Source organism: Parabacteroides provencensis (assembly GCF_900232875.1).
Classification (GTDB): domain Bacteria; phylum Bacteroidota; class Bacteroidia; order Bacteroidales; family Tannerellaceae; genus Parabacteroides; species Parabacteroides chinchillae.
Window position 1 is genome coordinate 372501 of the sequence record NZ_LT960488.1, and the last position, 26249, is coordinate 398749.

The following is a 26249-nucleotide window of genomic DNA, read 5'->3' on the forward strand; positions in this document are numbered from 1 at the left end:
CTAATTAAAGGCTGCACCTAAATGCATTTCGGGGAGTACGAGCTATCTCCAAGTTTGATTAGCCTTTCACCCCTACCCACAGTTCATTCGAACACTTTTCAACGTATACCGATTCGGTCCTCCAGTTAGTGTTACCTAACCTTCAACCTGACCATGGGTAGATCACTTGGTTTCGCGTCTACTCCCAGTGACTAAACCGCCCTGTTAAGACTCGCTTTCGCTTCGGCTCCGTGGCTGAACCACTTAACCTTGCCACTGAAAGTAACTCGTAGGTTCATTATGCAAAAGGCACGCCGTCACCACTGAATGTGGCTCCGACCGCTTGTAGGCAGACGGGTTCAGGGACTATTTCACTCCTCTGTTCGAGGTTCTTTTCACCTTTCCCTCACGGTACTGGTTCACTATCGGTCTCTCGGGAGTATTTAGCCTTACGGGATGGGCCCCGCTGATTCACACAGGATTTCTCGTGCCCCGCGCTACTCAGGATACCACTAAGCTTCGTTATCGAGTCATATACCGGGCTATCACCGTCTATGGCTGTTCTTTCCAAAACATTCTATTTCGATAAGTTCTTGCTATGCCGTGGTCCTACAACCCCAATACTGCCTAAACAGCATTGGTTTGGGCTGTTCCGCGTTCGCTCGCCACTACTTGCGGAATCACTTTTGTTTTCTTCTCCTATGGGTACTTAGATGTTTCAGTTCCCCACGTTTGCTCCATGGTTACATGGTGGCAGGCCTTCAACCTGCCGGGTTGCCCCATTCGGAAATCTTGGAATCAATGGTTATTTGCACCTACCCCAAGCTTATCGCAGCTTATCACGTCCTTCATCGCCTCCGAGAGCCTAGGCATCCACCGTCTGCCCTTGCTTACTTTCTTTTACCTTTGACACTGTACTATAATTAGTACCGCGTCGGGCTGATATATCTTCAGCTTTGCTCTACTTTACTTTATTCTTTTGTCCATCATGTCAAAGATCTTTTTTCAGTTGACAGGTGACAAGGGACAGTTGACAGTTTAATCAACTATACTCTTGCGGTGTGTCGAACTTTTTGGTGGAGAATAACGGATTCGAACCGTTGACCCTCTGCGTGCAAGGCAGATGCTCTAGCCAGCTGAGCTAATCCCCCCTTTTTTTCTTGAGATTTTTTTTGTAGTCCCAGGCAGAGTTGAACTGCCGACCTCTACATTATCAGTGTAGCGCTCTAACCAACTGAGCTATAGGACTGTCAACTTTGCCTCGATTACTCTCAGCATCATTTTTCTCTCTTTCTCTACCTAAAGGACAAACATGGACACTATATCCATACTTATACCCTCTTGTGAGTAAGATCATATATTTTAATACATAGCAACCGTAGTACAAGTAAAGAACTTAATACCTGAGTCTTTACTTCTTCAGAGATCCGTCGCTCCAGAAAGGAGGTGTTCCAGCCGCACCTTCCGGTACGGCTACCTTGTTACGACTTAGCCCCAGTCACCAGTTTTACCCTAGGCCGATCCTCAACGGTTACGGACTTCAGGTACCCCCGGCTCCCATGGCTTGACGGGCGGTGTGTACAAGGCCCGGGAACGTATTCACCGCGCCATGGCTGATGCGCGATTACTAGCGAATCCAGCTTCACGGAGTCGAGTTGCAGACTCCGATCCGAACTGAGACATGGTTTGGAGATTTGCATCACATCGCTGTGTAGCAGCTCTTTGTCCATGCCATTGTAACACGTGTGTCGCCCCGGATGTAAGGGCCGTGCTGATTTGACGTCATCCCCACCTTCCTCACAGCTTACGCTGGCAGTCTCACTAGAGTCCTCAGCTTGACCTGTTAGTAACTAGTGATAAGGGTTGCGCTCGTTATGGCACTTAAGCCGACACCTCACGGCACGAGCTGACGACAACCATGCAGCACCTCGTAAAAAGCTATTACTAGAAAACCAGTTTCCTGGTCGGTCTTCTTACGTTCAAACCCGGGTAAGGTTCCTCGCGTATCATCGAATTAAACCACATGTTCCTCCGCTTGTGCGGGCCCCCGTCAATTCCTTTGAGTTTCACCGTTGCCGGCGTACTCCCCAGGTGGATTACTTAACGCTTTCGCTGTAGAGCTTACAATATATCGCAAACTCCTAGTAATCATCGTTTACTGCGTGGACTACCAGGGTATCTAATCCTGTTTGATACCCACGCTTTCGTGCTTCAGTGTCAGTTATGGTTTAGTAAGCTGCCTTCGCAATTGGAGTTCTGCGTGATATCTATGCATTTCACCGCTACACCACGCATTCCGCCTACCTCAAACATACTCAAGACGCCCAGTTTCAACGGCAATTTTATGGTTGAGCCACAAACTTTCACCGCTGACTTAAACATCCACCTACGCACCCTTTAAACCCAATAAATCCGGATAACGCTCGCATCCTCCGTATTACCGCGGCTTCTGTCACGGAGTTAGCCGATGCTTATTCAGAGTACACATACAAAACAGGTCACGTACCGCACTTTATTCCCCTCTAAAAGAAGTTTACAATCCATAGAACCTTCATCCTTCACGCGACTTGGCTGGTTCAGGCTCTCGCCCATTGACCAATATTCCTCACTGCTGCCTCCCGTAGGAGTTTGGTCCGTGTCTCAGTACCAATGTGGGGGACCTTCCTCTCAGAACCCCTATCCATCGCCGACTTGGTGAGCCGTTACCTCACCAACTATCTAATGGAACGCATGCCTATCTATCAGCAATAAATCTTTAACAAATATTCCCATGCGGGACCCCTGTTTTATGCGGTATTAGTCCGACTTTCGCCGGGTTATCCCACTCTGATAGGTAAGTTGCATACGCGTTACTCACCCGTGCGCCGGTCGTCAGCGGGATATTGCTATCCCCTGCTACCCCTCGACTTGCATGTGTTAAGCCTGTCGCTAGCGTTCATCCTGAGCCAGGATCAAACTCTTCGTTGTTAATTTGTTTTTTATACCTTTGCTCAGAATCTCTAAATCTATTAAGTAATTGACGGTATTATTATTCTTTAAACAAACATCAATGTCTGTATAATACTTGTACTACTTGTTGTATGTAAATCTTTCAAAGAACTCGTGCGCTTTCTTTCGATTGCGGGTGCAAAGGTAAGGACTTATTTTTAACTCGCAAGCTTTTCGCCAAAAAAATCAGAAAAGTTTTTTACTTTTTTTCGGCCAATTCAGCCTCTATAGGATCATCATACTGTTTCTGAAGCCTTTGCAGCTCTTCCAACAATTCTCTTGCCACTTCCTTATATTCCGGTTTTCCATACAAATTATGCATCTCTTGCGAATCTTCCTGCAAATCGTATAATTCCCATTCATCAATATCATTATAAAATGAATCAATTTATAACGATCCGTACGTATCCCATAATGACGTTTCACCATATGTTCTGCAGGATATTCATAATAATGATAATATATAGATTTACGCCAGTCTGCAGGAGTTTCCCCTCTCAGTAAAGGCAGCAAAGACTCTCCCTGTATATCCTCGGGAACCGGAACGCCTGCTAATTCCAGAAAAGTAGGAGCATAATCTATATTCTGAACAAATTGGACAATTTCGCCTTTCTTTCCACCCGGCAAACGCATAACCAGAGGCGTATGAAAAGATTCCTCATACATAAAGCGTTTATCGAACCAGCCATGTTCTCCCATATAAAAACCCTGATCGGAAGTATAAACCACTAATGTGTTTTCCGATAATCCGGCAGCATCCAAATAATCAAGTACCCGTCCTACATTATCGTCCAACGATTTCAGCGTCTTCAAATAATCCCGCATATAACGTTGGAATTTCCATTCCGCCAGCTTTTTTCCTTGCAGATTCTTTTTATAAAAATCTTCAATAATCGGATCATAAAACGCATCCCAAGCAGCCTTCTGCGCAGAATCCATACGTCCGTAAATTCCTTCATAAGTACTTTTCAGACGACTGTTTTTATCCTTCCGGTACATCTTCAGATCGTAAATAAGATCCATATCCTTAATGATACTCATCTCCTGTGCCGCTGCAGCAAGACGCCCTTCATAATCATCATAATAATTAACAGGTAAAGGGAATTCTTTATCTTCATACAGTGCCAGATTACAAGTATCAGCCATCCAGTTTCGATGTTGTGCTTTATGATGAATAAACAGACAAAATGGTTTGCTACTATCCCGTTTATTCTCCATCCAATCCAAACTCATATCCGTAATAAGATTGGTCAGATAGCCATGTTTACGGATTGTATCATTATTCAAAGTAATAAAATCCGGATTATAATAATTACCCTGTCCCGGAACAATTTCCCAGTAATCAAATCCGGTAGGCAAACTTTCCAAATGCCATTTCCCAATAATAGCTGTCTGGTAGCCTGCTTTCTGCAATAATTTAGGCATGGTTTGCTGCGAACCGTTAAACACGCAATTCGTATTATCGGTAAAACCGTTTTTATGACTGAATTTTCCGGTAATCATACAGGCCCGGCTAGGGCCACTCAATGAGTTGGTAACAAAACTATTGGTAAATTTCACTCCGTCCCGGGCAATCCGGTCCAGATTCGGCGTATAAGCATAGCGTTTATCATAACAGCTCATCATCTGTGCCGTGTGATCGTCTGTCATTATATAGACGATATTCATTGGTTTTATCTGTTCTTTCGATTTCTCTTTCAGATTACATGAGGTAACTGATATAGTAACAGCACCAGCTAATAGCACAAGTTCGTTATTCTTCATTATTTATTTAGATTTAGATTTTATTCCGTCAAAAGCCTTTCGGCCAAAAACAAACGGTCTGCAGGCAAAATTTACCTGCAGACCGTATATAGTATTTAGTCACAACATTTAATTTCAACCACATGACTATTCGCTTCGGTTATCGTAAAGACACGCAAGCCCACTTTCATCAGATAATCGCCACTGAATACCTTTCCGTTATCCGCCAATGTTGATTTGGCTCCCGGCATCAGGTTAATCTCTTCCAGTTTATAATTCTTTTCAGGGTCTAATCCTTGTAACTTAACAGGATAAAGTTTCTCTGCATAACGAGGGTGAAGATCATACGCATAGAGTAATGCTGCATTTTTATCCTTACTTACATGCATAACAGCCGTATGGTTAGATTCATACGGAGAAACCAGACGATAAAAATCACCTTCCAGGATAACAGGTTTCAGGCGATTGAAATTTTTCACCGCTTGCTGGCAAAAAGTCAATTCATCCGGTTTCAATTCTTTCAGACCCAAATCGAATCCCATCTTGCACATCATAGCCACATCCGTACGGAATTTCACACTTGTTTTCCAATTCCAGCTTGTTACGTGGGCACACATCACCTTAGACGGGAAGAACTGAGAAAATCCCCATTGAATATACAATCGTTCAAACGGGTCTGTATCATCACTACACCATAATTCCGTAAAATATTTCAAAGCACCATAATCGCAACGTGCGCCTCCACCTGAACAAATCATCATATACAAGTCCGGATATTTTTCGGCTACCCTTTTGAAGACATTCATTACGCCACGCACATGATCAACATATAGCTGATTTTGTTTTCCTTTTAAATAAGGAGAATAGATATTTGTAATCGGGCTGTTGCAATCCCATTTCAGGAACGCTATTTCAGGATTCTCAGTCATCAGCTTATCTACTGCCCCGAATACATAATCTTCCACCTCCGGATTACTCAAATCAAGAACCAGTTGGTTACGGTAATAATAGGTTTCACGATTCGGTTGACGGATCGCCCAGTCTGGATGTTTGTCAAACAGCTCACTTTTCGGATTCACCATTTCCGGTTCAACCCAGATACCAAATTTCACGCCTGCATCTTTTGCTGCTCTTACCAAATTAGGAATACCGTTCGGAAGTTTGCTCTTCATTACTTCCCAGTCACCCAAACCGGCACGGTCATTAACACGGGGATATTTATTACCAAACCAGCCATCATCCAGCAAAAACAAATCCACACCCAGATCCTTGGCTTCTATCATAATTTCTTCCAGCTTCTTTTCGTCGAAATTAAAACCTGTAGATTCCCAGTTATTCAATAAAGTAAGGCGATCGTCTTTTCCTCTCTTCACCTGGTAATTACGAGCCCAGTCATGAAAACTGCGGCTAGCCTTTCCTGCACCCTGATCACTCAACGTAAAGATAAATTCGGGTGTAACAAATACTTCATTCGGCTTCAATTCATAATTAGATGCGTACGGATTAATACCGGATATAATACGAATATTATTCATATTATCCACTTCAAACGTAAAACGGAAATTTCCTGTCCAGCCAATTGTGCCCATCAGTACATCACCTTCGTTCTCACGAACCACATCCCCTAATCCCAACTGGAAAAACGGATAAGATTGCATGGCTGCACGAGACCCCAGTTTTGTATCAATAATTTTCTTACCGAATTTTAACTCCTGGCTAGTCATACCCATTTCCTTAGCCCAGTCACCACAAAACTCGGTAAGATAATACTTCGGACTTTCAAAATATAGCATATTAGAAGCATACAGGAAGATAGAAACCGGCTTCTTTTCACTATGGCTTATTTCCGTCCACGTTTTAATAATATTCTCTTTCGCATAAGTAAGATAATGCATTTTTACACTTACAGGATATACATCATCCTTCATCGTGATAATAGTCTCGGTAACATTATCATCCTGCTTCTTTACCTCGCTGGACACAAAACGGAATATACTCGTCATATTCCCGTCATTATGCTGTATACCAAAAGCCGGTTCATAATAATCTTCAGCCCCCGAACAAGGATAAATCTCCCATCCACGGGTCGAAACGGCATCATCCGAACCCGACCGGACATACAAGGGAAGATTGGCAAACTCCGATTCATTCAACAAACGGCTTCCCAAATATGACTGATAAACACGTCCATTAGGAGCAACCTTCAAAATCAAATCAGTCTCAGCAGTGGATATACGGATAGGCCCTTGTTCCGCTGCTCTCATCTGTGCCATACAAAGCAAGAAAAGAAAAACAATGAAATTTGTCTTTTTCATGGTGATAATAATAATAGTATATATTTGCGTTAAAAGCCCGGCTCGATACCATTATCCACGGAATCCAGTCGGGCGTTTGTAAAAAAATCTTTCTATTAGTTCTGTTCTTTCAGGATAACATCGTGTGCACCGCCTTCCACAATACTGGTTGAAGACACCAGCGTTATTTTGGAGTATTTCTGCAATTCCTCAATTGTAACGGAACCGCAACTACACATTGTTGCTTTCATTTTCCCTAAAGTAACATTCAAATTATCTTTCATCTTTCCGGCATAAGGGACATAGCTGTCAACACCCTCTTCAAATTTAAGAGATTCGCTGCCACCCATATCATAACGCTGCCAGTTCTTTGCACGGTTTGAACCTTCTCCCCAGTATTCTTTCACGAAATTGTTTCCAATTCTCAGTTTTTTCGTCGGAGATTCGTCAAAACGGGCAAAATAACGTCCCATCATCAGAAAATCCGCTCCCATAGCCAAAGCAAGCACCATATGATAATCGTGTACTAAGCCACCGTCACTGCATATAGGAATATAAACACCGTGTTTCTTAAAGTAAGCATCGCGTGCCTGAGCCACATCGATCAAAGCAGTTGCTTGTCCGCGGCCAATGCCTTTCTGTTCGCGGGTAATACAGATAGAACCGCCACCAATACCTACTTTTATAAAATCAGCGCCTGCCTCCACCAGATAATTAAAACCTTCCTGATCTACCACATTTCCGGCGCCAACCAATACTTTATCTCCGTATTGCCCTTTTATCCATGCAAGTGTCTCCTTCTGCCATTCGGAATAGCCATCCGACGAGTCGATACATAAAACATCAACACCAGCTTCTACCAATGCCGGAACACGTTCTTTATAATCACGCGTATTGATACCGGCACCAACCAGCAGTTTCTTATCCGCACCAGACAGTTCCAGCGGATTATCACGATGACTGTCATAGTCTTTACGGAATACAAAATATTGCAGTTTCTGGTTTTTATCGATAATAGGCAATGTATTTAATTTATGATCCCATATAATCTGGTTAGCCTCTTTCAGGGTCATGCCTAATTCTCCTACTATTAATTTGGAAAAAGGTGTCATGAAATCCTTCACCTTCTTTTCCGAGGAATCCTTTTCAACACGGTAGTCGCGACTGGTAACAAGTCCCAGTAGTTTACCGTTCGGCGTTCCGTCATCGGTCACGCCTATAGTAGAATGTCCTGTTTTATTCACTAATGTTACCACATCAGCCAAAGTTTGTTCAGGAGTAAGGTTTGAATCGCTTATAACAAAACCGGCTTTAAACTTCTTTACTTTACGTACCATCTCAGCCTGGCTTTCAATAGGCTGCGAACCGAATATAAAAGAGAGTCCTCCGTTACGTGCCAGCTCGATAGCAAGTTCAGGACCCGATACCGATTGCATAATAGCCGAAACCAAAGGAATATTCAGCTCAATCGCAGCATGTTCTCCGGTTTTAAACTTTACCAGCGGAGTTTTTAAAGAAACATTAGTCGGTATACATTGTTTCGTGGTTAAACCCGGAATAAGTAAATATTCTCCAAATGTTCTCGAAACATCGTTTAAGTAGATTGCCATAAGATTCTATTATATATTTACTGGATGATAAGAAATAATTATGCAAATGTAATTATTTCCGCTTATATATGGGTTCTTTCATGTTAAAAACTTTTATTGTTGCCCGGTTGTTCTATTAATAAATTAATTAAATCAGAAAAAAGCTTATGAAACAAGTTGTAGACAAAGCCAACACTAGAGGGTACGCCAACCACGGCTGGCTAAAAACATATCATACATTCAGTTTTGCAAACTATTATAATCCCAAACGCGTACATTTCGGAATGTTACGTGTGTTAAACGACGACACCGTTGCCCCACGCGAAGGTTTCGATATGCATCCGCACAAAAATATGGAAGTAATCTCCATCCCCCTGCATGGTTATTTGCGTCATGGAGACAGTATAAAAAACAGCGAAGTCATCACCCCCGGAGATATTCAGGTAATGAGCGCCGGTACCGGTATTATTCATAGCGAATTTAATGATAGTGCCGATGAACGGCTTGAATTTTTACAGATATGGGTAATCCCCCGGGAAGAAAATACGCCTCCAAAATACGGGAGCTACGACATCCGGCCTCTTTTAAAAGAAAACCAGTTGAGCCTGATTATAGCGCCAGACGGCGAAGCTCCGGCATCTATCAATCAAGACGCATGGTTTTCTTTAGGGACATTGGATGCAGGCCAGGTAAAGGAATACAAACTCCATCATAAAAACAACGGCGTATACGTCTTTGTTATCGAAGGTGAAGTCGAAATAAGTAACACGACCTTATCCAAGCGTGACGGAGCCGGCTTTTGGGATACCGATCATATTATTATCGAAGTACTGAAAAAGTCAAAAGTACTGCTTATAGAAGTTCCATACGAATAATAATTTATATCGATCTCTATAATATTAGCATTTATAATATATCTACTTATACGAGCCATTTCAACAATAAATCCCTATCTTTGCCTTACTATCCGCTATTGGGTAGCGAGAACCATCAAAACCAGACAACTATGGGGAAATTTATCAATCCGTTTACGGATATAGGCTTCAAGCATATATTCGGAAGGGAGATCAGTAAGGATGTACTTATCGCGTTCCTGAACGATTTATTGGTCGGAGAAAGGCATATAGCCGACATATCCTTTATGGACAAGGAAGATATGCCGGAAATGGCAAACGGAAGAGTGGTAATCTTCGATATCCTCTGCAGGGAAACAAACGGGGCTTATTTCATAATCGAAATGCAGAACCAATACCAGGATTTCTTTCTGGACAGAAGTTTGTACTACCTGTGCCGCTCTGTTACCCGGCAGGGAATAAAAGGGAAAGATTGGGAATATGAGATCTTTCCGGTATACGGAATCTATTTCCTGAACTTTATTATTCCGCCGTTTGTTTCGTTCAGGACAGATGTAATATTGGCAGATCGCGCTACAGGTGAAGCGGTAAACAAAAAATTCAGACAGATATACCTGTCAATGCCCTACTTTACCCTGGAGCAAGACGAATGTAAAACAGATTTTGAACGTTGGATTTATATATTAAAACACATGGACACATTTGACAGAATGCCTTTCAATGCGCAGAAAGCCGTCTTCGACAAATTGCTCGACATTGCCGATGTCAGCAAGCTGAACGAGAAAGAGCGTGCCCGGTATGACGAGGCGCTCAAAATATACAGAGACTACTACGGCACAATAAACTCCGCAAAAAGACAAGGGCGCAAAGAAGGTGAAGAAAAAGGCAGAGCCGAAGGCTTAGCGGAAGGAGAAGCTAAAGGCATTGAGAAAGGTAAGATGGAAGGACTTCTTACTGCCGCCCATGGCATGAAAGACCTTGGAATACCTATTGAGAATATTGCCAAAGTAACAGGGCTTACTCCGGAAGAGATTGACACTCTATAATACCAGGTATTTAATCCGGATGACAGTTTTTCCGGCTTTAGCCTAAGTTCAGTTACCGTCGGTTGAAACCGACGGGTATAGGCCGGATTTCTGTCAAATGGCTTTAGCCAAATTAAAAAGGGATTTGGCTAAAGCCATTGAAGATAGCATTCCAATTAAACCGTCAGCTAAAGCACAATGTCATTAAGTTAAGCACTAGACCGCTCTTTTATAATTCGTAAGTGTCACATACTTGCCTAGAAGTTTGATTGATTTCTTTGTTCGTGTATATTTCCTGCCTGGCCTGACAGGCTCTAAATACCTTTCGAATAAGGAAGTCAATTCCTTCAACAAGTAACCTGCTTGTTCAGCATGGAGAAATAAATCGATAACCCTCCCTTTCATCAGAGCCCAGCATACGTTCTTATTGATCTTATACTTGATTGTCCTTTGTCGGTTTACAGTTCGCACGTATTCCTCACAGCTCTCTTCTATAACGGCTTGCAGGTTGAACACAAAAATGTTAGCATAGAAGTCCTGTTCTATACTAACAGGGCTGATCCCACTGAAGCACTCTACCTGTAGCTCATTTTTGAGGTAGCCATAAGTGGTCTCCACCGGCCAACGCAAGAAGTAGAGTTCCTTTAGAACCGGAAGTGTATATGCTTTTGTGTCGTAGAGATTCGTTATCAATATCTCGTCCTGACCATCATCCAGCCGTATTCTGGCCAGGCGAACCTTGACCTCTGTCTCCGGTGGGATTTCCACACCCTGATCCTTTAAGCCTTTGATCGCCTTATAAGTGGCTCGAAGGGTGACTATCTCTTCTTTTTTGCTAGAGGAACGGAACTCGTCAACCACCTTGCAGAAGTTTGCTTGGGCACGCATCACGAAGTGAGAGTCTTGCCTGTTTATTAGTAAATAGAACAACATGAAGGATGGATATCCGCGGTCCAGTAGCAGCAAGTCGTCCTTATTCAAGAAAGGGATCAGGTCGCATGCCGTGGTACGCTCAGCCTCTTTGAGTGAGCATAATTTGCTATTAACCACCAACTTGTTCAATACGTCATAGAGAACTGAAGCACGGGCTGTGGCCGATTTTATTCCATGCTGGTTGGTACTGTATCCAAAATGCTGTCTCAAAGCTCTCGTATTTGGCAATGATAACTTCGTGCCATCAATGGCGAATATCCTAAAACCTCGCCACCTCCTCTCTTGCCTCCGGGTATTCCGATAATAGGAGGATATCAGTATGTCATTCCAGTCCTGAAAAAAGACAGGCTTTAATTTTCTTCGCTGTTGGCAAAAGGCCGACTTGGTCACGGTCGCAGAGCTGATATGAGAAAAAAAGCTCTCTAGTTCTACGCTTAAACTCCTTTTTAAGAGATTGATATGTAACGCAACCATCCTCGAAAAGGATAAACTGCGTTTACGCGTGAAATCTGTTGCCTTGTTTACGTATCGCATTTTTGTTTCTTTATCACTCATTGTATTTTGAAAAAACTCATTCAAATCGTTTATTATTTCTATATTTGCGGAAACCATTGGCTTGTTTTTTTAGATTCAATTATAAAAAAACGGAGTTTCCGTTTTCAATCCAATGGTTTTTCTCTTTTTTTCTCTTCCTGAAAAAACTTATCATCCATTCTGCATTATTGAACTTCCACTTTCTTGTAAAGCTTCTCTTCATTGTCATGAGAACACAAGGTTGTCAGGCACTTATCGCTTAACTTAATGACATTGTGCTTTAGCTGACGGACGAGATAAAACAGCCTTTTTTAGGCTTTAGCCAAATTGCAGATTCTGTTTTCTTGCTTTTTATAAATAGAATTGCGATTTTTGGTGAAAAATCAAAACACTATAGACTATGGCTTACGTTAAAATTATTGTTCATTGTGTGTGGAGTACAAAGAACCGGCTACCTCAATTAGTTAATAGGGCGCATCGCATTCAACTTTTTGAACATATTCGGATAAATGCACTTAGCAAAGGAATATTCATTGTTTTTTCCTACCTTTGCCATTATAAAGAGTGGCTTATATCCGGAGTTCCGAAAGTTATGATTTTCGGAAGTGCGATATGTAAATTCAGTAGCCTACCGGTATATATTATAATCTTTACCGGTCATGATTCAGGAATAAGTCTTTTATTATATCAGTTCTATTCCATAAAGAAAGGTTACTTTTATATTCTGCCTGCTGCAGGTTACCGTGATCACGGTAGTGGTAGTTCCAACGGTCTGGCTTTTGAGGGTGATTATTGGTCGTCTACGCTTGGTGAGGTAGGTTTGGCTCGTCGTTTGTACTTTACAGGTAGTGTAGCTAAGGTGGATGAACTTAGCCTTGCGTATGGCTTCTCCGTCCGTTGTGTCCAAGCATTTACAGGCCACTCTTTTTATTACCTTTGTTCTCCAAAAGAGTGGCCATATCCTGAGTTCCGAAGGTTATTACTTTCGGAAGTGCGATGTGTAAATTCAGTAACCGACTGATAGATTAAAAGTTGCGTATTAGTAAAGCCTGTTTCGTATTTCTATTAGTTATTAATGAAGCTTTACGGTTTTGCTTGCTTAATTGTATTCACTTCGTATAGCTTATACCGGTTACTTTGGTTCTGCCTGCTGCAGGTTACCGTAACAACAGTAATGGTAATTCCGGCGGTCTGTCTACCGAGGGTAATTATTGGTCTTCTACGCTTTCGGCGTCGGGTAGGTCTCCTCGTCTGAACTTCAACAGTAGTAATGCCAATATGAATGAGAACAACCTTGCGAACGGCTTCTCCGTCCGTTGTGTCCAAGCATTTACAGGTCACTCTTTTTATTACCTTTGCCTTCTATAAAGAGTGGCTATATCCAGAGTTCCGAAGGTTATTACTTTCGGAAGTGTGATTTTGTAAATTCAGTAGCCTACCGGTGTATAACAAATGGTTATCGGTCATGATTCGGGATAGGGCTTTTATTTTATCAGCCCTGTTTCATAAAGAAAGGTTACTTTGTCGTTCTGCCTGCTGCAGGTTACCGTAACCACGGTGACGGTAGGTCTCTCGGTCTGGCTGCCAGCGGCAATTATTGGTCTTCTACTTATTCAGGAGGCAAGTCTCNCTTTCGGAATTGTGATTTTGTAAATTCAGTAGCCTACCGGTGTATAACAAATGGTTATCGGTCATGATTCGGGATAGGGCTTTTATTTTATCAGCCCTGTTTCATAAAGAAAGGTTACTTTGTCGTTCTGCCTGCTGCAGGTTACCGTAACCACGGTGACGGTAGGTCTCTCGGTCTGGCTGCCAGCGGCAATTATTGGTCTTCTACTTATTCAGGAGGCAAGTCTCCCCGTTTAGCTATCCTGCCGGATGGTGCGTTATTGGGTGCAGACAGCTTTGCCTACGGCTTCTCCGTCCGTTGTGTCCAAGCCTTTACAAGCCACTCTTTTTATTATCTTTGCCATTATAAAGAGTGGCTATATCCTGAGTTCCGAAGGTTACTGCTTTCGGAAGTGTGATATGTAAATTCAGTAACCGACTGATAGATTAAAAGTTGCGGATAGGTGACCCCCGCTTTGTATTTCTATTAGTTATTAATGAAGTTTTACGGTTTTGCTTACTTAATTGTATTCACTTCGTATAGCTTATACCGGTTACTTAGAGTTGTGCCTGCTGCAGGCAACCGTAACAATAGTAGTGGTAGTTCCAACAATCTGGCTTCCAACGGCAACTATTGGTCTTCTACTCTTACTGAGGCAGGTAAATCTCCCCGTTTGAACTTCAACAGCGGTGGTGCCAATACGAATGCCGAGGTGCTTTCGTATGGCTTCTCCGTCCGTTGTGTCCAAGCATTTACAAGCCACTCTTTTTATTACCTTTGCCTTCTATAAAGAGTGGCTATATCCAGAGTTCCGAAGGTTACTGCTTTCGGAAGTGTGATTTTGTAAATTCAGTAGCCTACCGGTGTATAACAAATGGTTATCGGTCATGATTCGGGATAGGGCTTTTATTTTATCAGCCCTGTTTCATAAAGAAAGGTTACTTTGTCGTTCTGCCTGCTGCAGGTTACCGTAACCACGGTGACGGTAGGTCTCTCGGTCTGGCTGCCAGCGGCAATTATTGGTCTTCTACTTATTCAGGAGGCAAGTCTCCCCGTTTAGCTATCCTGCCGGATGGTGCGTTATTGGGTGCAGACAGCTTTGCCTACGGCTTCTCCGTCCGTTGTGTCCAAGCATTTACAGGCCACTCTTTTTCTGCGTTTTGAGTATGTTTTCTTATTTTTGTTTTTTTGAAGAAGTGGCATTATATTCCCATATAGCTTATCTGTTTTTTATGGCTTTAGCCTAAGTTCAGTTGCCGTCTGCTTTAGCTGACGGACAAGATAAAGCAGTCTTTTTTAGGCTTTAGCCAAATTTCTTGATAGTTTGGCTGAAGCCATCAAAATAAAACCAGCCTATAATCCGTCGGTTGAAACCGACGGCAATTGAAACCAGGCTAAAGCCATTAATCCAAGCCTTTACATGCCACTCTTTTTCTACGTTTTGAGTATGTTTTCTTATTTTTGTTCTCCAAAAGAGTGGCTATATCCAGAGTTCCGAAGGTTACTGCTTTCGGAAGTGTGATTTTGTAAATTCAGTAACCTACCGGTGGATAGCATACGGTTTACCGGTCATGATTCGGGATAGGGTTTTTATTATATCAGTTCTATTCCATAAAGAAAGGTTACTTTGTCGTTCTGCCTGCTGCAGGAAGTCGTAATGGCAACAATGGTGACCCTGGCGGTTTGGCTTCAGGTGGCGGTTATTGGTCCTCTACTTTTACGGAGGCAGGTAGGTCTTCTCGTTTGTATTTCGGCTATGATAATGCCCTTACGAATGTGGAGGTTCTTGCCTACTGTTATTCCGTCCGTTGTGTCCAAGCCTTTACAGGCCACTCTTTTTCTGTGTGTTAAGTATGTTTTCTTATTTTTGTTTTTTTATGGCTTCAACCAAACTATCAAGAAATTTGTCTGAAGCCATTAACCCGGACTTTTACGGGCTGTTTTTTGCTGTACTTTGGATATAAATTCAGAAAAGCTTATTTCTGTGACTCGTACTTGTCTATTGCCCGTTTAAATTCATCCCATAAATCAAATTGAATAACCTGTGAAATATCAAAAACAACCAACCCTTCGGTTTGTTCCAAGGATACGTATGCTGCATCTTCCATTATATCATGGGCTTGGGCATAAATACTGCCAACCATTACATTCTCGCCTCCAATAAGCCGTTTCCCTTTTTCATAAGCAAACTCGATGGACTCGGGGTCATCTAGACCATACACTCTTTCTAAATAAGCCCCATCCATATAACGATCCAGATGTTCGGCAAATCCTGTATTTTTGTAGTTTTTAGATGCCCATGGATATTCTCCATATGGGTCGTAGTTTTTATTTGCCCAATTTTGTCCCTGCCGGTATAAAACATGATGCCAGGATGCATTCCAATATTCGAGGCGGACTGACGGCTTGATTGCTTTAATTTCCTCTTTTGCTTTTTTTACAAAGTCGTGTATAACCATTGAGCGATATTCATACCATAAAGGAGCTAACTCTCCGTCACTTACATAGTATTCTCCCTTTTCATCTTTTTGCCAGGTAAAAATATCGGAAGGGAAATTTGCTACTTCTTTACCGATATAGTTTTCAAAACCTTTTTTGCTTGCTTCCGAAAAGTCAGATTCTATGCCTGAGTAACGACAATAATCTAATGCAAATGCATCGACATCGTAGTTTGCTACAATCTCCTTTATAAAGCTTAGGCAATAGTCTTGTACTTCGGGGAAAATAGGATTTAAAAACGTTGCAACTTTTGTTGTATCGTCCTTGATGTCAATCATTCCATCGGGAGTATATAGTATAGAGGTTTTGCCATCCCACCTGTTATCGTCATATGCTACACCTGTCCGGTTGAATGGGCGGCCTGCCGGAAAGATCGTGGCAGACACGCATATTTCAAGATTTCGTTTGCGGGATTCGTCAATAAAAAATTGTAAATAATCCCAATCCTGATTCGGACGTGCCGACGGGAGTATTTTACTTGAATAGTTTGCATACCCGTTCAAGCCGCGCGCATCAATTACAACTGTGTTGAATCCGGCATCCTTTGTCTTATCTAAATAATAGATAATAGAGTCTTTGCTGGAAAAACGGTCAAAATTTCCTTGTGCATCGAACCACATGTACTTTGGTTTTTCCAAATTTTTCTGTTTGTTGCTACTGCATGAAATCAAACAGAGAGTACAGATTATCCCGATAAAAAAACTTATCTTTTTCATTTACTTATAATATTGATGTGATTTAATAGTATTCCCGATATGTTTTTCCATATATACATTAGTATTATATATATGCAAAATTGTAGACTGTGGTTTCCATAATAGCTAATATAAAAATGAAGCGTACGGGTACAAATATAATGATTTATTTTTACACAATAATCTTTGTTTTTTAAATTAATTACTTTATTGAGCTTAGTCAATATATATTCTTTAAAAGTGCAGTCGGTTCATAATCGTTCAGTCCGCTAACCAAGGTGTTTGAGACAATACCCGGACGATACTTCTTTTCTTTTTAGATTTACGGTAATTAATTTACCTACCTTTACTTTTCATAAAGAGTGGCTTACATCCGGAGTTCCGAAGGTTACTACTTTCGGAAGTGTGATATGTAAATTCAGTAACCTACCGGTGGATAACATACGGTTTACCGGTCATGATTCAGGGTAGGACTTTTATTTTATCAGTTCTGTTCCACAAAGAAAGGTTACTTTGTCGTTCTGCCTGCTGCAGGTTACCGTGTCGGTGATACTGGCATTTCTGTAGATTTGGCTTCCTGCGGCTACTGTTGGTCGTCTACACTTAATGCTACGGGTAAGTCTCCCTACTTGAGTTTCCGCAGCAATAATGCCGGTACGACTGAGTACTCCCTTGCGACTTGCTTCTCAGTCCGTTGTGTCCAAGCATTTACATGCCACTCTTTTTATTACCTTTACCTTTCATAAAGAGTGGCTTACATCCGGAGTTCCGCAGGTTACTACTTTCGGAAGTGTGATATGTAAATTCAGTAACCTACCGGTGGATAGCATACGGTTTACCGGTCATGATTCGGGGTAGGACTTTTATTTTATCAGTTCTGTTCCACAAAGAAAGGTTACTTTGTCGTTCTGCCTGCTGCAGGTTACCGTTACTGCGGTACTGGTAGTTCCGACGGTCTGTCTACCAGCGGTTACTATTGGTCGTCTACCCTTGCCGGGTCAGGTAAATCTCCCCGTTTGAGCTTCACCAGCGGTAGTGCCAATATGAGTGAGCTCGGCCTTGCGGGCGGCTTCTCGATCCGTTGTGTCCAAGCATTTACATGCCACTCTTTTTCTGTGTATTAAGTATGTTTTCTTATTTTTGTTTTTTTGAAGAAGTGGCATTATATTCCCATATAGCTTATCTGTTTTTTTATGGCTTTAGCCTAAGTTCAGTTGCCGTCTGCTTTAGCTCAATGTCATTAAGTTAAGCGATAAGTGCCTGACAACCTTGTGTTCTCATGACAATGAAGAGAAGCTTTACAAGAAAGTGGAAGTTCAATAATGCAGAATGGATGATAAGTTTTTTCAGGAAGAGAAAAAAAGAGAAAAACCATTGGATTGAAAACGGAAACTCCGTTTTTTTATAATTGAATCTAAAAAAACAAGCCAATGGTTTCCGCAAATATAGAAATAATAAACGATTTGAATGAGTTTTTTCAAAATACAATGAGTGATAAAGAAACAAAAATGCGATACGTAAACAAGGCAACAGATTTCACGCGTAAACGCAGTTTATCCTTTTCGAGGATGGTTGCGTTACATATCAATCTCTTAAAAAGGAGTTTAAGCGTAGAACTAGAGAGCTTTTTTTCTCATATCAGCTCTGCGACCGTGACCAAGTCGGCCTTTTGCCAACAGCGAAGAAAATTAAAGCCTGTCTTTTTTCAGGACTGGAATGACATACTGATATCCTCCTATTATCGGAATACCCGGAGGCAAGAGAGGAGGTGGCGAGGTTTTAGGATATTCGCCATTGATGGCACGAAGTTATCATTGCCAAATACGAGAGCTTTGAGACAGCATTTTGGATACAGTACCAACCAGCATGGAATAAAATCGGCCACAGCCCGTGCTTCAGTTCTCTATGACGTATTGAACAAGTTGGTGGTTAATAGCAAATTATGCTCACTCAAAGAGGCTGAGCGTACCACGGCATGCGACCTGATCCCTTTCTTGAATAAGGACGACTTGCTGCTACTGGACCGCGGATATCCATCCTTCATGTTGTTCTATTTACTAATAAACAGGCAAGACTCTCACTTCGTGATGCGTGCCCAAGCAAACTTCTGCAAGGTGGTTGACGAGTTCCGTTCCTCTGGCAAAAAAGAAGAGATAGTCACCCTTCGAGCCACTTATAAGGCGATCAAAGGCTTAAAGGATCAGGGTGTGGAAATCCCACCGGAGACAGAGGGCAAGGTTCGCCTGGCCAGAATACGGCTGGATGATGGTCAGGACGAGATATTGATAACGAATCTCTACGACACAAAAGCATATACACTTCCGGTTCTAAAGGAACTCTACTTCTTGCGTTGGCCGGTGGAGACCACTTATGGCTACCTCAAAAATGAGCTACAGGTAGAGTGCTTCAGTGGGATCAGCCCTGTTAGTATAGAACAGGACTTCTATGCTAACATTTTTGTGTTCAACCTGCAAGCCGTTATAGAAGAGAGCTGTGAGGAATACGTGCGAACTGTAAACCGACAAAGGACAATCAAGTATAAGATCAATAAGAACGTATGCTGGGCTCTGATGAAAGGGAGGGTTATCGATTTATTTCTCCATGCTGAACAAGCAGGTTACTTGTTGAAGGAATTGACTTCCTTATTCGAAAGGTATTTAGAGCCTGTCAGGCCAGGCAGGAAATATACACGAACAAAGAAATCAATCAAACTTCTAGGCAAGTATGTGACACTTACGAATTATAAAAGAGCGGTCTAGTGCTTAACTTAATGACATTGAGCTAAAGCAGACGGCAACTGAACTTAGGCTAAAGCCATAAAAAAACAGATAAGCTATCCGGAAATATAGAGCCACTCTTTATGGAGAACAAAAATAAGAAAGAATGTTTCTGAACATACTTCCATGAAATAAAATCGAGCCTTATCCTACTTTTTAGATCTATTTCATACATTTGCGGGCGTATAAAGAGAAAGACGCGAGAAATAATTACAACAGCGAATAAACAATCATTAAATAATGAACCTGCTTATTAATAAAAATCCTCGTATCGAGGTTGTGGATGCTTTACGTGGCTTCGCAGTAATGGCTATTGTTTTAGTACATAACCTGGAGCATTTTATCTTCCCGGTCTATCCGGCAAACTCTCCAAACTGGTTAAATGTATTAGACCAGGGAGTATTCAATGTTATTTTTTCCTTATTCGCCGGAAAAGCTTATGCAATCTTTGCACTCCTGTTCGGATTCACATTTTATATTCAAAATAACAATCAAAAAAAGCAAGGTAAAGATTTCGGTTATCGTTTTCTGTGGCGTTTGGTATTGTTGGCCGGATTTGCAACACTAAATGCCGCCTTTTTCCCTGCCGGAGATGTATTACTATTATTCGTTGTTGTAGGAATTATATTGTTCTTTACCCGTAACTGGGACAACAAGGCTATTTTAATAACCGCCGTTATCTTCCTATTACAACCTGTCGAATGGTATCACTATATTGCAAACCTGATAAACCCCACTCATCAGCTACCAAACTTAGGAGTAAAAGAAATGTATACAGAAGTGGCAGAATATACGAAAGCCGGAAACTTTGTAAATTTTATTTCAGGCAATATTACGTTAGGACAAAAAGCAAGTTTGCTATGGGCGGTAAATGCCGGGCGCTTCTTTCAGACAGCCGGATTATTTCTGTTAGGTTTCTATATCGGTAGAAAACAACTTTTCATTACATCAGAAAAAAATTCCCTTTTTTGGGTAAAAGCGTTAATAGCCGGCGCCATATCTTTCGCTCCCCTGTACACTCTGAAAGAACAGATTATGACAAATGACACAATCATACAACAAACTGTAGGTACGGCATTTGATATGTGGCAAAAATTGGCTTTCACACTGGTACTGGTTGCTTCATTCATCCTGCTTTACCAACAGAAAAACTTTAGTAAAGCTGTTTCTAATTTACGTTTTTACGGAAAAATGAGCCTTACCAATTATATATCCCAGTCAATAATAGGAGCTATTATTTATTTCCCATTCGGTCTGTACCTCGCTCCTTATTGCGGATATACGATCAGTCTGTTAATAGGCTTTCTGGTATTCCTGTTGCAAGTAAAATTCTGCAAATGGTGGTTGTCTAAACATAAACAAGGCCCATTAGAATACATCTGGCACAAATGGACTTGGATAGGAACGAACAAGTAAAAACAAAAGAGTGGCTTGTAAATGCTTGGACACAACGGACGGACAAACTGCTCGCAAGACTGTATAAAGCCGTACCTGCATTACTACTGCCAAAGAACAAATAAGAAGACTTACCCGACGCATTAAGCGTAGACGACCAATAGCTACCGAAGGAAGCCAAATTGCCGGAACTACTATTACCACCGTCGCGGTAGCCTGCAGCAGGCAGAACAATAAAGTAACTTTTCTTTTTAGAATAGAACTGATGGATAAAAGACCTATTCTGTATGATGACCAACTTATACTGATAATAAGCTTTATTATGCCGGTAAGCTACTGAATTTACAAAATCACACTTCCGGAAGTAGTAACCTTCGGAACTCCGGATATAGCCACTCTTTACAGAAGGCAAAGGTAGAAAAAAAGAGTGGCCTGTAAATGCTTGGACACAACGGATAGAATGGCCGTTCGCAAGGTTAAGCTCATTCATATTGGCAATGCTACTGTTAAAAACCAAACGAGGAGATTTGCCTGACGCATTAAGCGTAGATGACCAGTAATCACCCTCGACAGCCAGACCGTTAGAACTACCGTCACCGTTGTTACGGTAACCTGCAGCAGGCAGAACACCAAGTAACCGGTAGGAAACTATACGAAATGAATACAGTTAAGTAAGCAAAAACGTAAAGCTAAATTCATAACTGACATAAAACAGTATATTCAACTATCTGCAACCTTTATTTTGCCAGTCGGTTACTGAATTTACATATCGCACTTCCGAAAGTCATGACCTTCGGAACTCCGGATATAGCCACTCTTTATGGTGGCAAAGGTAGGAAAAAAGAGTGACCGTAAATGCTTGGACACAACGGACGGGATAACCATTCGCAAGGTTAACCTCATCCATATTGGCACTACTACTGTTGAAGTTCAGACGAGGAGACTTACCTGACGCATTAAGGGTAGATGACCAATAATTCCCATTGGTAGCCAGACCGTTAGAACTACCGTCACCGTTGTTACGGTAACCTGCAGCAGGCAGAACCAAAGTAACCGGTAAAAGCTATACGAAATGAATACAGTTAAGTAAGCAAAAACGTAAAGCTAAATTCATAACTGACATAAAACAGTATATTCAACTATCTGCAACCTTTATTTTGCCAGTCGGTTACTGAATTTACATATCGCACTTCCGAAAGTCATGACCTTCGGAACTCTGGATATAGCCACTCTTTATGGTGGCAAAGGTAGGAAAAAAGAGTGACCGTAAATGCTTGGACACAACGGACTGACAAACCGTACGCAAGGTCGTATATACCCGTATCGGCACCAATGTTATCGAAGCGCAGACGAGAAGATACACCAGCCTCAGTAAGAGTAGATGCCCAATAATAACCGCTGGCAGCCAGATAGGTGGAACTACCGGTATCGGGGGTACGGCGCCCTGCAGCAGGCAGAACAAAAAGTAACCTTTTATTATAGAATAAAACAGATACGGAAATGTTTTATTCTGAGTGATGACCAGCAAAAACACGATGAACTTTTACTCCACCGGTAGGCTACTGAATTTACGAATCACACTTCCGGAAGCCATAACCTTCGGAACTCTGGATATTAATCACTCTTTTGATGATGCAAAAGTACAAACATAAAGAATAAAAAAGATTGGTATCAGGGACGGCATTTGTTTTAAAGCCTTATTACTTAAATTCGAAAACTATATTCCCAACGTTGCACATTATAATATACTTTCTATTTGTACGGCCAATATTTTTGTTTCTGTAAGCTTACAGAAATAATTAATATAGGCGGATCCGAAAAGCCTGATAAAGAGTAGGAATTAAAAAAACATATGGAATATGAAATTATTAATGTCATCAAAAAAAAGAAACAGCAGCGCCATTGGAATCCAAGGACATTATTACAATAATAATAATGATGCCTGTTTTCAGGAAATAACACCAATTGCACCTATCTCTTTTAAAGCTTCAAAAGGAAATCAATTGTTTATCACATTAACTATCGGAGATACCTGGTGTGACAAAGCCGGCGACGGAGCATGGTTCGCTATCAAAGTCAACAATAACATTGTTGCAAGAGGTTTATATACCTGTGGTATGGACGGACAACGCGTACCTATTACTCTACAAACAATGGTAGACATTACCTCTCCTGAAGAAAATATCACAGTTAAAGCTATGTGGTGTAACAATGGAGGAACCGATAACAGATACTGTTCTATTGGCGGTTTTTCGGAAGCAGTACTTACTGTTTTAGTAAATGATTGGAGTCAATTAGAAAGTATGATCAGTTCAAAACTAGAGGAAATAACTAAATTCATTCCTAAAGGACACTAATTCGGAATAAACACGTATAGAAAAAGGAACCCGTTCGATTTTCATTCATTAAACAGGTTCCTTATTTTCTGTTTCCAACTCCTTAATTTCTTTATTCAAAAAGACAGACAGAATAGTCCTCAACACAACTATTCCTCCTAAGATAGCCAATTTATACAGAAGTTTATCATAAATAATGTACCGGAAGATCTGAAACAAAAGAGTGGCCTGTAAAGGTTAGTAAACGATAAAGAACGACCTTTTTATAGTGTTCAGCAAGATCTCAATTTATCACTTGATTTATGCCAGGCCGCTAGCTGTTTAGATACAGATTCAATAATCTCGGCTGCCGCTGCGTATTGTTTAAGGCTGATCTGTTTCAAATCCATAAGCAGACGTATTTGTAATTTTATAACAACAACATGTTCACGCGCTTTTGCCAAAATAGGAGCTTTTTCAGAATTTGAATTCGCGTTATATATACACACCAAAAGATTTATCAATTCATTCTTCACATTTTCACCTAACGTATAACGATAATCTCGTTGAAAATTCCGGTTTAAACGAAATATCATCAATAACAAATCGTACGTAGCTTTATATACCGGAAGGTTATCGTATATCATTTTTTTAATTGAGCTTGCAAATTAGAAACCAACATCATGCATTGTATAGGTGAAGCCGTTTCGACACTGAAAGCCATTAACTGACTAATTACCCCCCGTTCAACTGTTGTTAATCCGGATATAGTTTGAGATTGGCAGCTTTCTGAAGCAGATGTTTCTTCAATCAACGATATTTGTGATTTCCATTCTTCAAATTCTTCCGGGGTATAAACATTTTCCACTTTAAATGATACTAATTTATCATTTTCCCGAGTATATTCTCTGCCGGACAAAATATCCTCCAATGAACCGGAAGGAAAACCTAAAGAAACAACATCTTTTTTTATGGCTTTAATGTGTTTCTTTAATAACTTATATGCTTTTATCTCCTTCACAAACCGCATAGCAGATTGTTCATAAGCTTTCCAAAACATACCTTCCATGTGTAAAAAAACAATCGGCTCAGACGTAGATTCGGCTTCTAGTTTATCTTTCAAATTCATACTTAACCTTTCTGCTTTTTGCTTAATTAATACTATTAAACTCACAAAGGTAATTAAATAAAAAAACATCACGACGATTTATTTCAATCCATCATGATGTTTTCTAGCATTTTTTTAACTATTTATCCGAAAAAAAATGCTAATCCATTAATTTTCACCAAACAAGCAAACAGAGTCCTTACGTGCTGCAGGAACAGCCCATTGTATCGGGACAAACATCCAATGATTCATAGGCTGTGGAGAAAGTACCTTTTTCTCTTCGATGTACTTCATCAGATAAAAACGGAGGTCTTTATCAGTAGATGCTATAATACGATCTTTTAACTGTTCTACCGGAATACCAGCTCCTTTTGTCAACAACTCTCCTCCTCCATTTCCCCGATATGAATTCAATGCCACTTTATACATTTTATTCATTTCAAAAGGAGTTCTGTCGGCCATACTTAAAATTGTCACTTTTTCACCTGCAGGTTTAGTTACATCAACTGTATAAATAATACCTGAAGCCGAATCAAAATTAAAACTAAAATTAGTAAAGGTACAGCGACCGTCATCTCCTTCCTTTTTGGTCAATAACAAAAGATGATCTGATGGTGATTTCATATAATTACTCCACAGGGCATAAGATTCTTCGAGGTATCCCTTTATTTCAGCCCCGGATAGCATCATTGTATAAAGCATATTTTCATACTTATACAAATTAAACATATCACTAACCTTCACATCTCCTTTATAAATTGTAGCATCAAAAGAAAGAGGTGCCGCAAAAGATATTTCAGCCCCTGTTAACTGTAACTGCAACGTATGTATAAAATCAATAAAAGCCGACGAGCCAAAATAAGCAGGCCGCGTATTAATAGTCTCCGTAAACGAGCCGATTTTACGAGAAACAAAATTCTTAACTATATCATATTGCGTACTGAATCTTTGCATAAACTCTTTACTCGGTTCATACGTATCAATATCAATAAGTCTACCTGTAATGTTTTTCTTTTCTACAACTTCATCATCCAAAGTTAATACAACATCTACACAAGCAACCAATCGCCCATTACTGGCCGGATCAATAATTAGAATTGAATCACCATCTGCATTCAATATTTTTTCGCAAGCACGGCGATGGTCATGCCCCATCAAAACAAAATCGAAACCGGAAACATTGCGGGCAACTTCGGCAGATGCATTCTCCCGATACTTGTCCATCATTGTACTGGCATCTTTTCCTGAATGAAAAACTCCAACAACAATATCCGGACTCTCTTTTTCCCGAATTATTTTTATCCATTTACGAGCCGTTGCCTCCATATCTTCAAAACGCAAGCCTTTCCATAAATTTTCTGATAACCAAGCAGGAATAGCAGGAGTTATCATACCCAAAACTGCAATTTTAATTCCGTCCCGTTGAATAATATGATAAGGTTTCAAATAAGTACTTTCATCTGATGTTCGTATAATATTTGCTCCGAGAACCGGAAAATTACATTGTCTGATCCAACGATCATAAACAGTATGTCCGGTTTCAACATCATGGTTTCCCATATTACCGATATCATATTTCATATAATTCATCATATCAGCTGCTATATGAATAGAAGCTGTGTCTATATAATTATAATAATATGCAGAAGGCTGTCCCTGGAGAATATCACCATTATCTATCAAAATCAAGTTTTCTCCATAAATTTCCCGTTCCCCTTGTACAAAATTACACACACGAGCCAGGCTTCCCCCCCACTCATGCTGATCTATAAAATTATAAGGGAAATAATTACCATGTATATCACTTGTTTCAATGAATCGCAATTTCACCTCCCTGATTGCTGCTGAGATATCATAAATAATCAGCAACAGGACAAAAACAATAGCTGTACGTTTCATTATACAAACAGTT

Annotated in this window: 15 protein-coding genes, 2 tRNA genes, 2 rRNA genes and 2 pseudogenes (1 of these 21 only partly in view); 7 read left to right on the top strand and 14 right to left on the bottom strand. The window is 40.8% G+C overall.

Annotation, left to right across the window (positions count from 1 at the left end; genetic code table 11):
• From CTY47_RS01635 to CTY47_RS01665, 7 genes and pseudogenes are all read right to left on the bottom strand, one after another.
• Positions 1-879: ribosomal RNA gene (locus tag CTY47_RS01635) — 23S ribosomal RNA — on the bottom strand (it extends 2000 nt beyond the left edge of the window).
• Positions 880-1053: 174 nt separating this feature from the next.
• Positions 1054-1130, bottom strand: a tRNA-Ala gene (locus CTY47_RS01640).
• Positions 1131-1154: 24 nt separating this feature from the next.
• Positions 1155-1228, bottom strand: a tRNA-Ile gene (locus tag CTY47_RS01645).
• Positions 1229-1418: 190 nt separating this feature from the next.
• Positions 1419-2946, bottom strand: a 16S ribosomal RNA gene (locus tag CTY47_RS01650).
• The 16S and 23S rRNA genes sit together here with 2 tRNA genes alongside, the layout of an rRNA operon.
• A 220-nt stretch (positions 2947-3166) precedes the next feature.
• A pseudogene (locus tag CTY47_RS01655) lies at positions 3167-4731 on the bottom strand (sulfatase family protein).
• Positions 4732-4826: 95 nt separating this feature from the next.
• Positions 4827-7025, bottom strand: coding sequence for an alpha-galactosidase (locus CTY47_RS01660; RefSeq protein WP_099463124.1), 2199 nt, complete (start codon positions 7023-7025; stop codon positions 4827-4829).
• Between the two features lie 95 nt (positions 7026-7120).
• Positions 7121-8614 (bottom strand): IMP dehydrogenase, encoded by a 1494-nt coding sequence (locus tag CTY47_RS01665; RefSeq protein WP_099463125.1) that lies wholly within the window; start codon positions 8612-8614, stop codon positions 7121-7123.
• Between the two features lie 146 nt (positions 8615-8760).
• On the opposite strand from CTY47_RS01665, the gene CTY47_RS01670 reads away from it, so the two are divergent.
• Positions 8761-9468, top strand: a complete 708-nt coding sequence (locus CTY47_RS01670) for a pirin family protein (protein ID WP_099463126.1) — start codon at positions 8761-8763, stop codon at positions 9466-9468.
• Positions 9469-9599: 131 nt separating this feature from the next.
• On the top strand, positions 9600-10493 hold the full coding sequence (locus tag CTY47_RS01675; RefSeq protein WP_099464029.1) for an Rpn family recombination-promoting nuclease/putative transposase: 894 nt from the start codon (positions 9600-9602) through the stop codon (positions 10491-10493).
• Positions 10494-10688: 195 nt separating this feature from the next.
• Here the strand turns inward: CTY47_RS01675 and CTY47_RS01680 are convergent, their stop codons facing one another.
• Positions 10689-12017: an IS4 family transposase gene (locus CTY47_RS01680; protein WP_099463127.1), complete on the bottom strand. Its 1329-nt coding sequence runs from the start codon at positions 12015-12017 to the stop codon at positions 10689-10691.
• Positions 12018-12339: 322 nt separating this feature from the next.
• Here CTY47_RS01680 and CTY47_RS01685 point away from each other — a divergent pair, with 322 nt between their 5' ends.
• Both CTY47_RS01685 and CTY47_RS01695 read left to right on the top strand, forming a co-directional pair.
• A complete protein-coding gene (locus CTY47_RS01685; protein WP_099463128.1) occupies positions 12340-12960 on the top strand; it encodes a fibrobacter succinogenes major paralogous domain-containing protein in 621 nt (206 codons plus the stop codon).
• A gap of 1084 nt (positions 12961-14044) precedes the next feature.
• Positions 14045-14338 carry a hypothetical protein gene (locus CTY47_RS01695; protein WP_099463129.1) on the top strand — a complete coding sequence of 98 codons (294 nt, stop codon included), beginning with the start codon at positions 14045-14047 and terminating at the stop codon, positions 14336-14338.
• Between the two features lie 1186 nt (positions 14339-15524).
• Here the strand turns inward: CTY47_RS01695 and CTY47_RS01705 are convergent.
• Positions 15525-16763 carry a family 10 glycosylhydrolase gene (locus tag CTY47_RS01705; RefSeq protein WP_233202068.1) on the bottom strand — a complete coding sequence of 413 codons (1239 nt, stop codon included), beginning with the start codon at positions 16761-16763 and terminating at the stop codon, positions 15525-15527.
• 1487 nt (positions 16764-18250) lie between these two features.
• Between CTY47_RS01705 and CTY47_RS01710 the strand changes: the two genes are divergently transcribed.
• Both CTY47_RS01710 and CTY47_RS01715 read left to right on the top strand, forming a co-directional pair.
• Positions 18251-19501: an IS4 family transposase gene (locus CTY47_RS01710; protein ID WP_262497725.1), complete on the top strand. Its 1251-nt coding sequence runs from the start codon at positions 18251-18253 to the stop codon at positions 19499-19501.
• 258 nt (positions 19502-19759) lie between these two features.
• Positions 19760-20935 (top strand): DUF418 domain-containing protein, encoded by a 1176-nt coding sequence (locus CTY47_RS01715; protein WP_099463133.1) that lies wholly within the window; start codon positions 19760-19762, stop codon positions 20933-20935.
• Here CTY47_RS01715 and CTY47_RS16725 read toward each other — a convergent pair.
• Complete coding sequence (locus CTY47_RS16725) at positions 20868-21404, bottom strand: fibrobacter succinogenes major paralogous domain-containing protein (RefSeq protein ID WP_143813312.1); 537 nt, start codon at positions 21402-21404, stop codon at positions 20868-20870. The two genes, CTY47_RS01715 and CTY47_RS16725, sit on opposite strands and share 68 nt — an antisense overlap.
• Before the next feature lie 1369 nt (positions 21405-22773).
• Here CTY47_RS16725 and CTY47_RS01720 point away from each other — a divergent pair.
• On the top strand, positions 22774-23271 hold the full coding sequence (locus tag CTY47_RS01720; RefSeq protein ID WP_099463134.1) for a hypothetical protein: 498 nt from the start codon (positions 22774-22776) through the stop codon (positions 23269-23271).
• Positions 23272-23319: 48 nt separating this feature from the next.
• On the opposite strand, the pseudogene CTY47_RS01725 reads toward CTY47_RS01720, so the two are convergent.
• From CTY47_RS01725 to CTY47_RS01740, 4 genes and pseudogenes are all read right to left on the bottom strand, one after another.
• Positions 23320-23445 (bottom strand): annotated as a pseudogene (locus tag CTY47_RS01725) (DUF1622 domain-containing protein); the annotation flags it as partial.
• A gap of 77 nt (positions 23446-23522) precedes the next feature.
• The gene (locus CTY47_RS01730) at positions 23523-23876 is read right to left on the bottom strand and encodes a four helix bundle protein (protein WP_099463135.1); all 354 of its coding nucleotides are present in this window, start codon (positions 23874-23876) and stop codon (positions 23523-23525) included.
• Positions 23873-24358, bottom strand: a complete 486-nt coding sequence (locus CTY47_RS01735; protein WP_099463136.1) for a hypothetical protein — start codon at positions 24356-24358, stop codon at positions 23873-23875. The genes CTY47_RS01730 and CTY47_RS01735 overlap by 4 nt, the downstream gene beginning before the upstream one ends.
• A 147-nt stretch (positions 24359-24505) precedes the next feature.
• The gene (locus CTY47_RS01740; protein ID WP_099463137.1) at positions 24506-26236 is read right to left on the bottom strand and encodes a bifunctional metallophosphatase/5'-nucleotidase; all 1731 of its coding nucleotides are present in this window, start codon (positions 26234-26236) and stop codon (positions 24506-24508) included.
• Between the last annotated feature and the right edge of the window lie 13 nt (positions 26237-26249).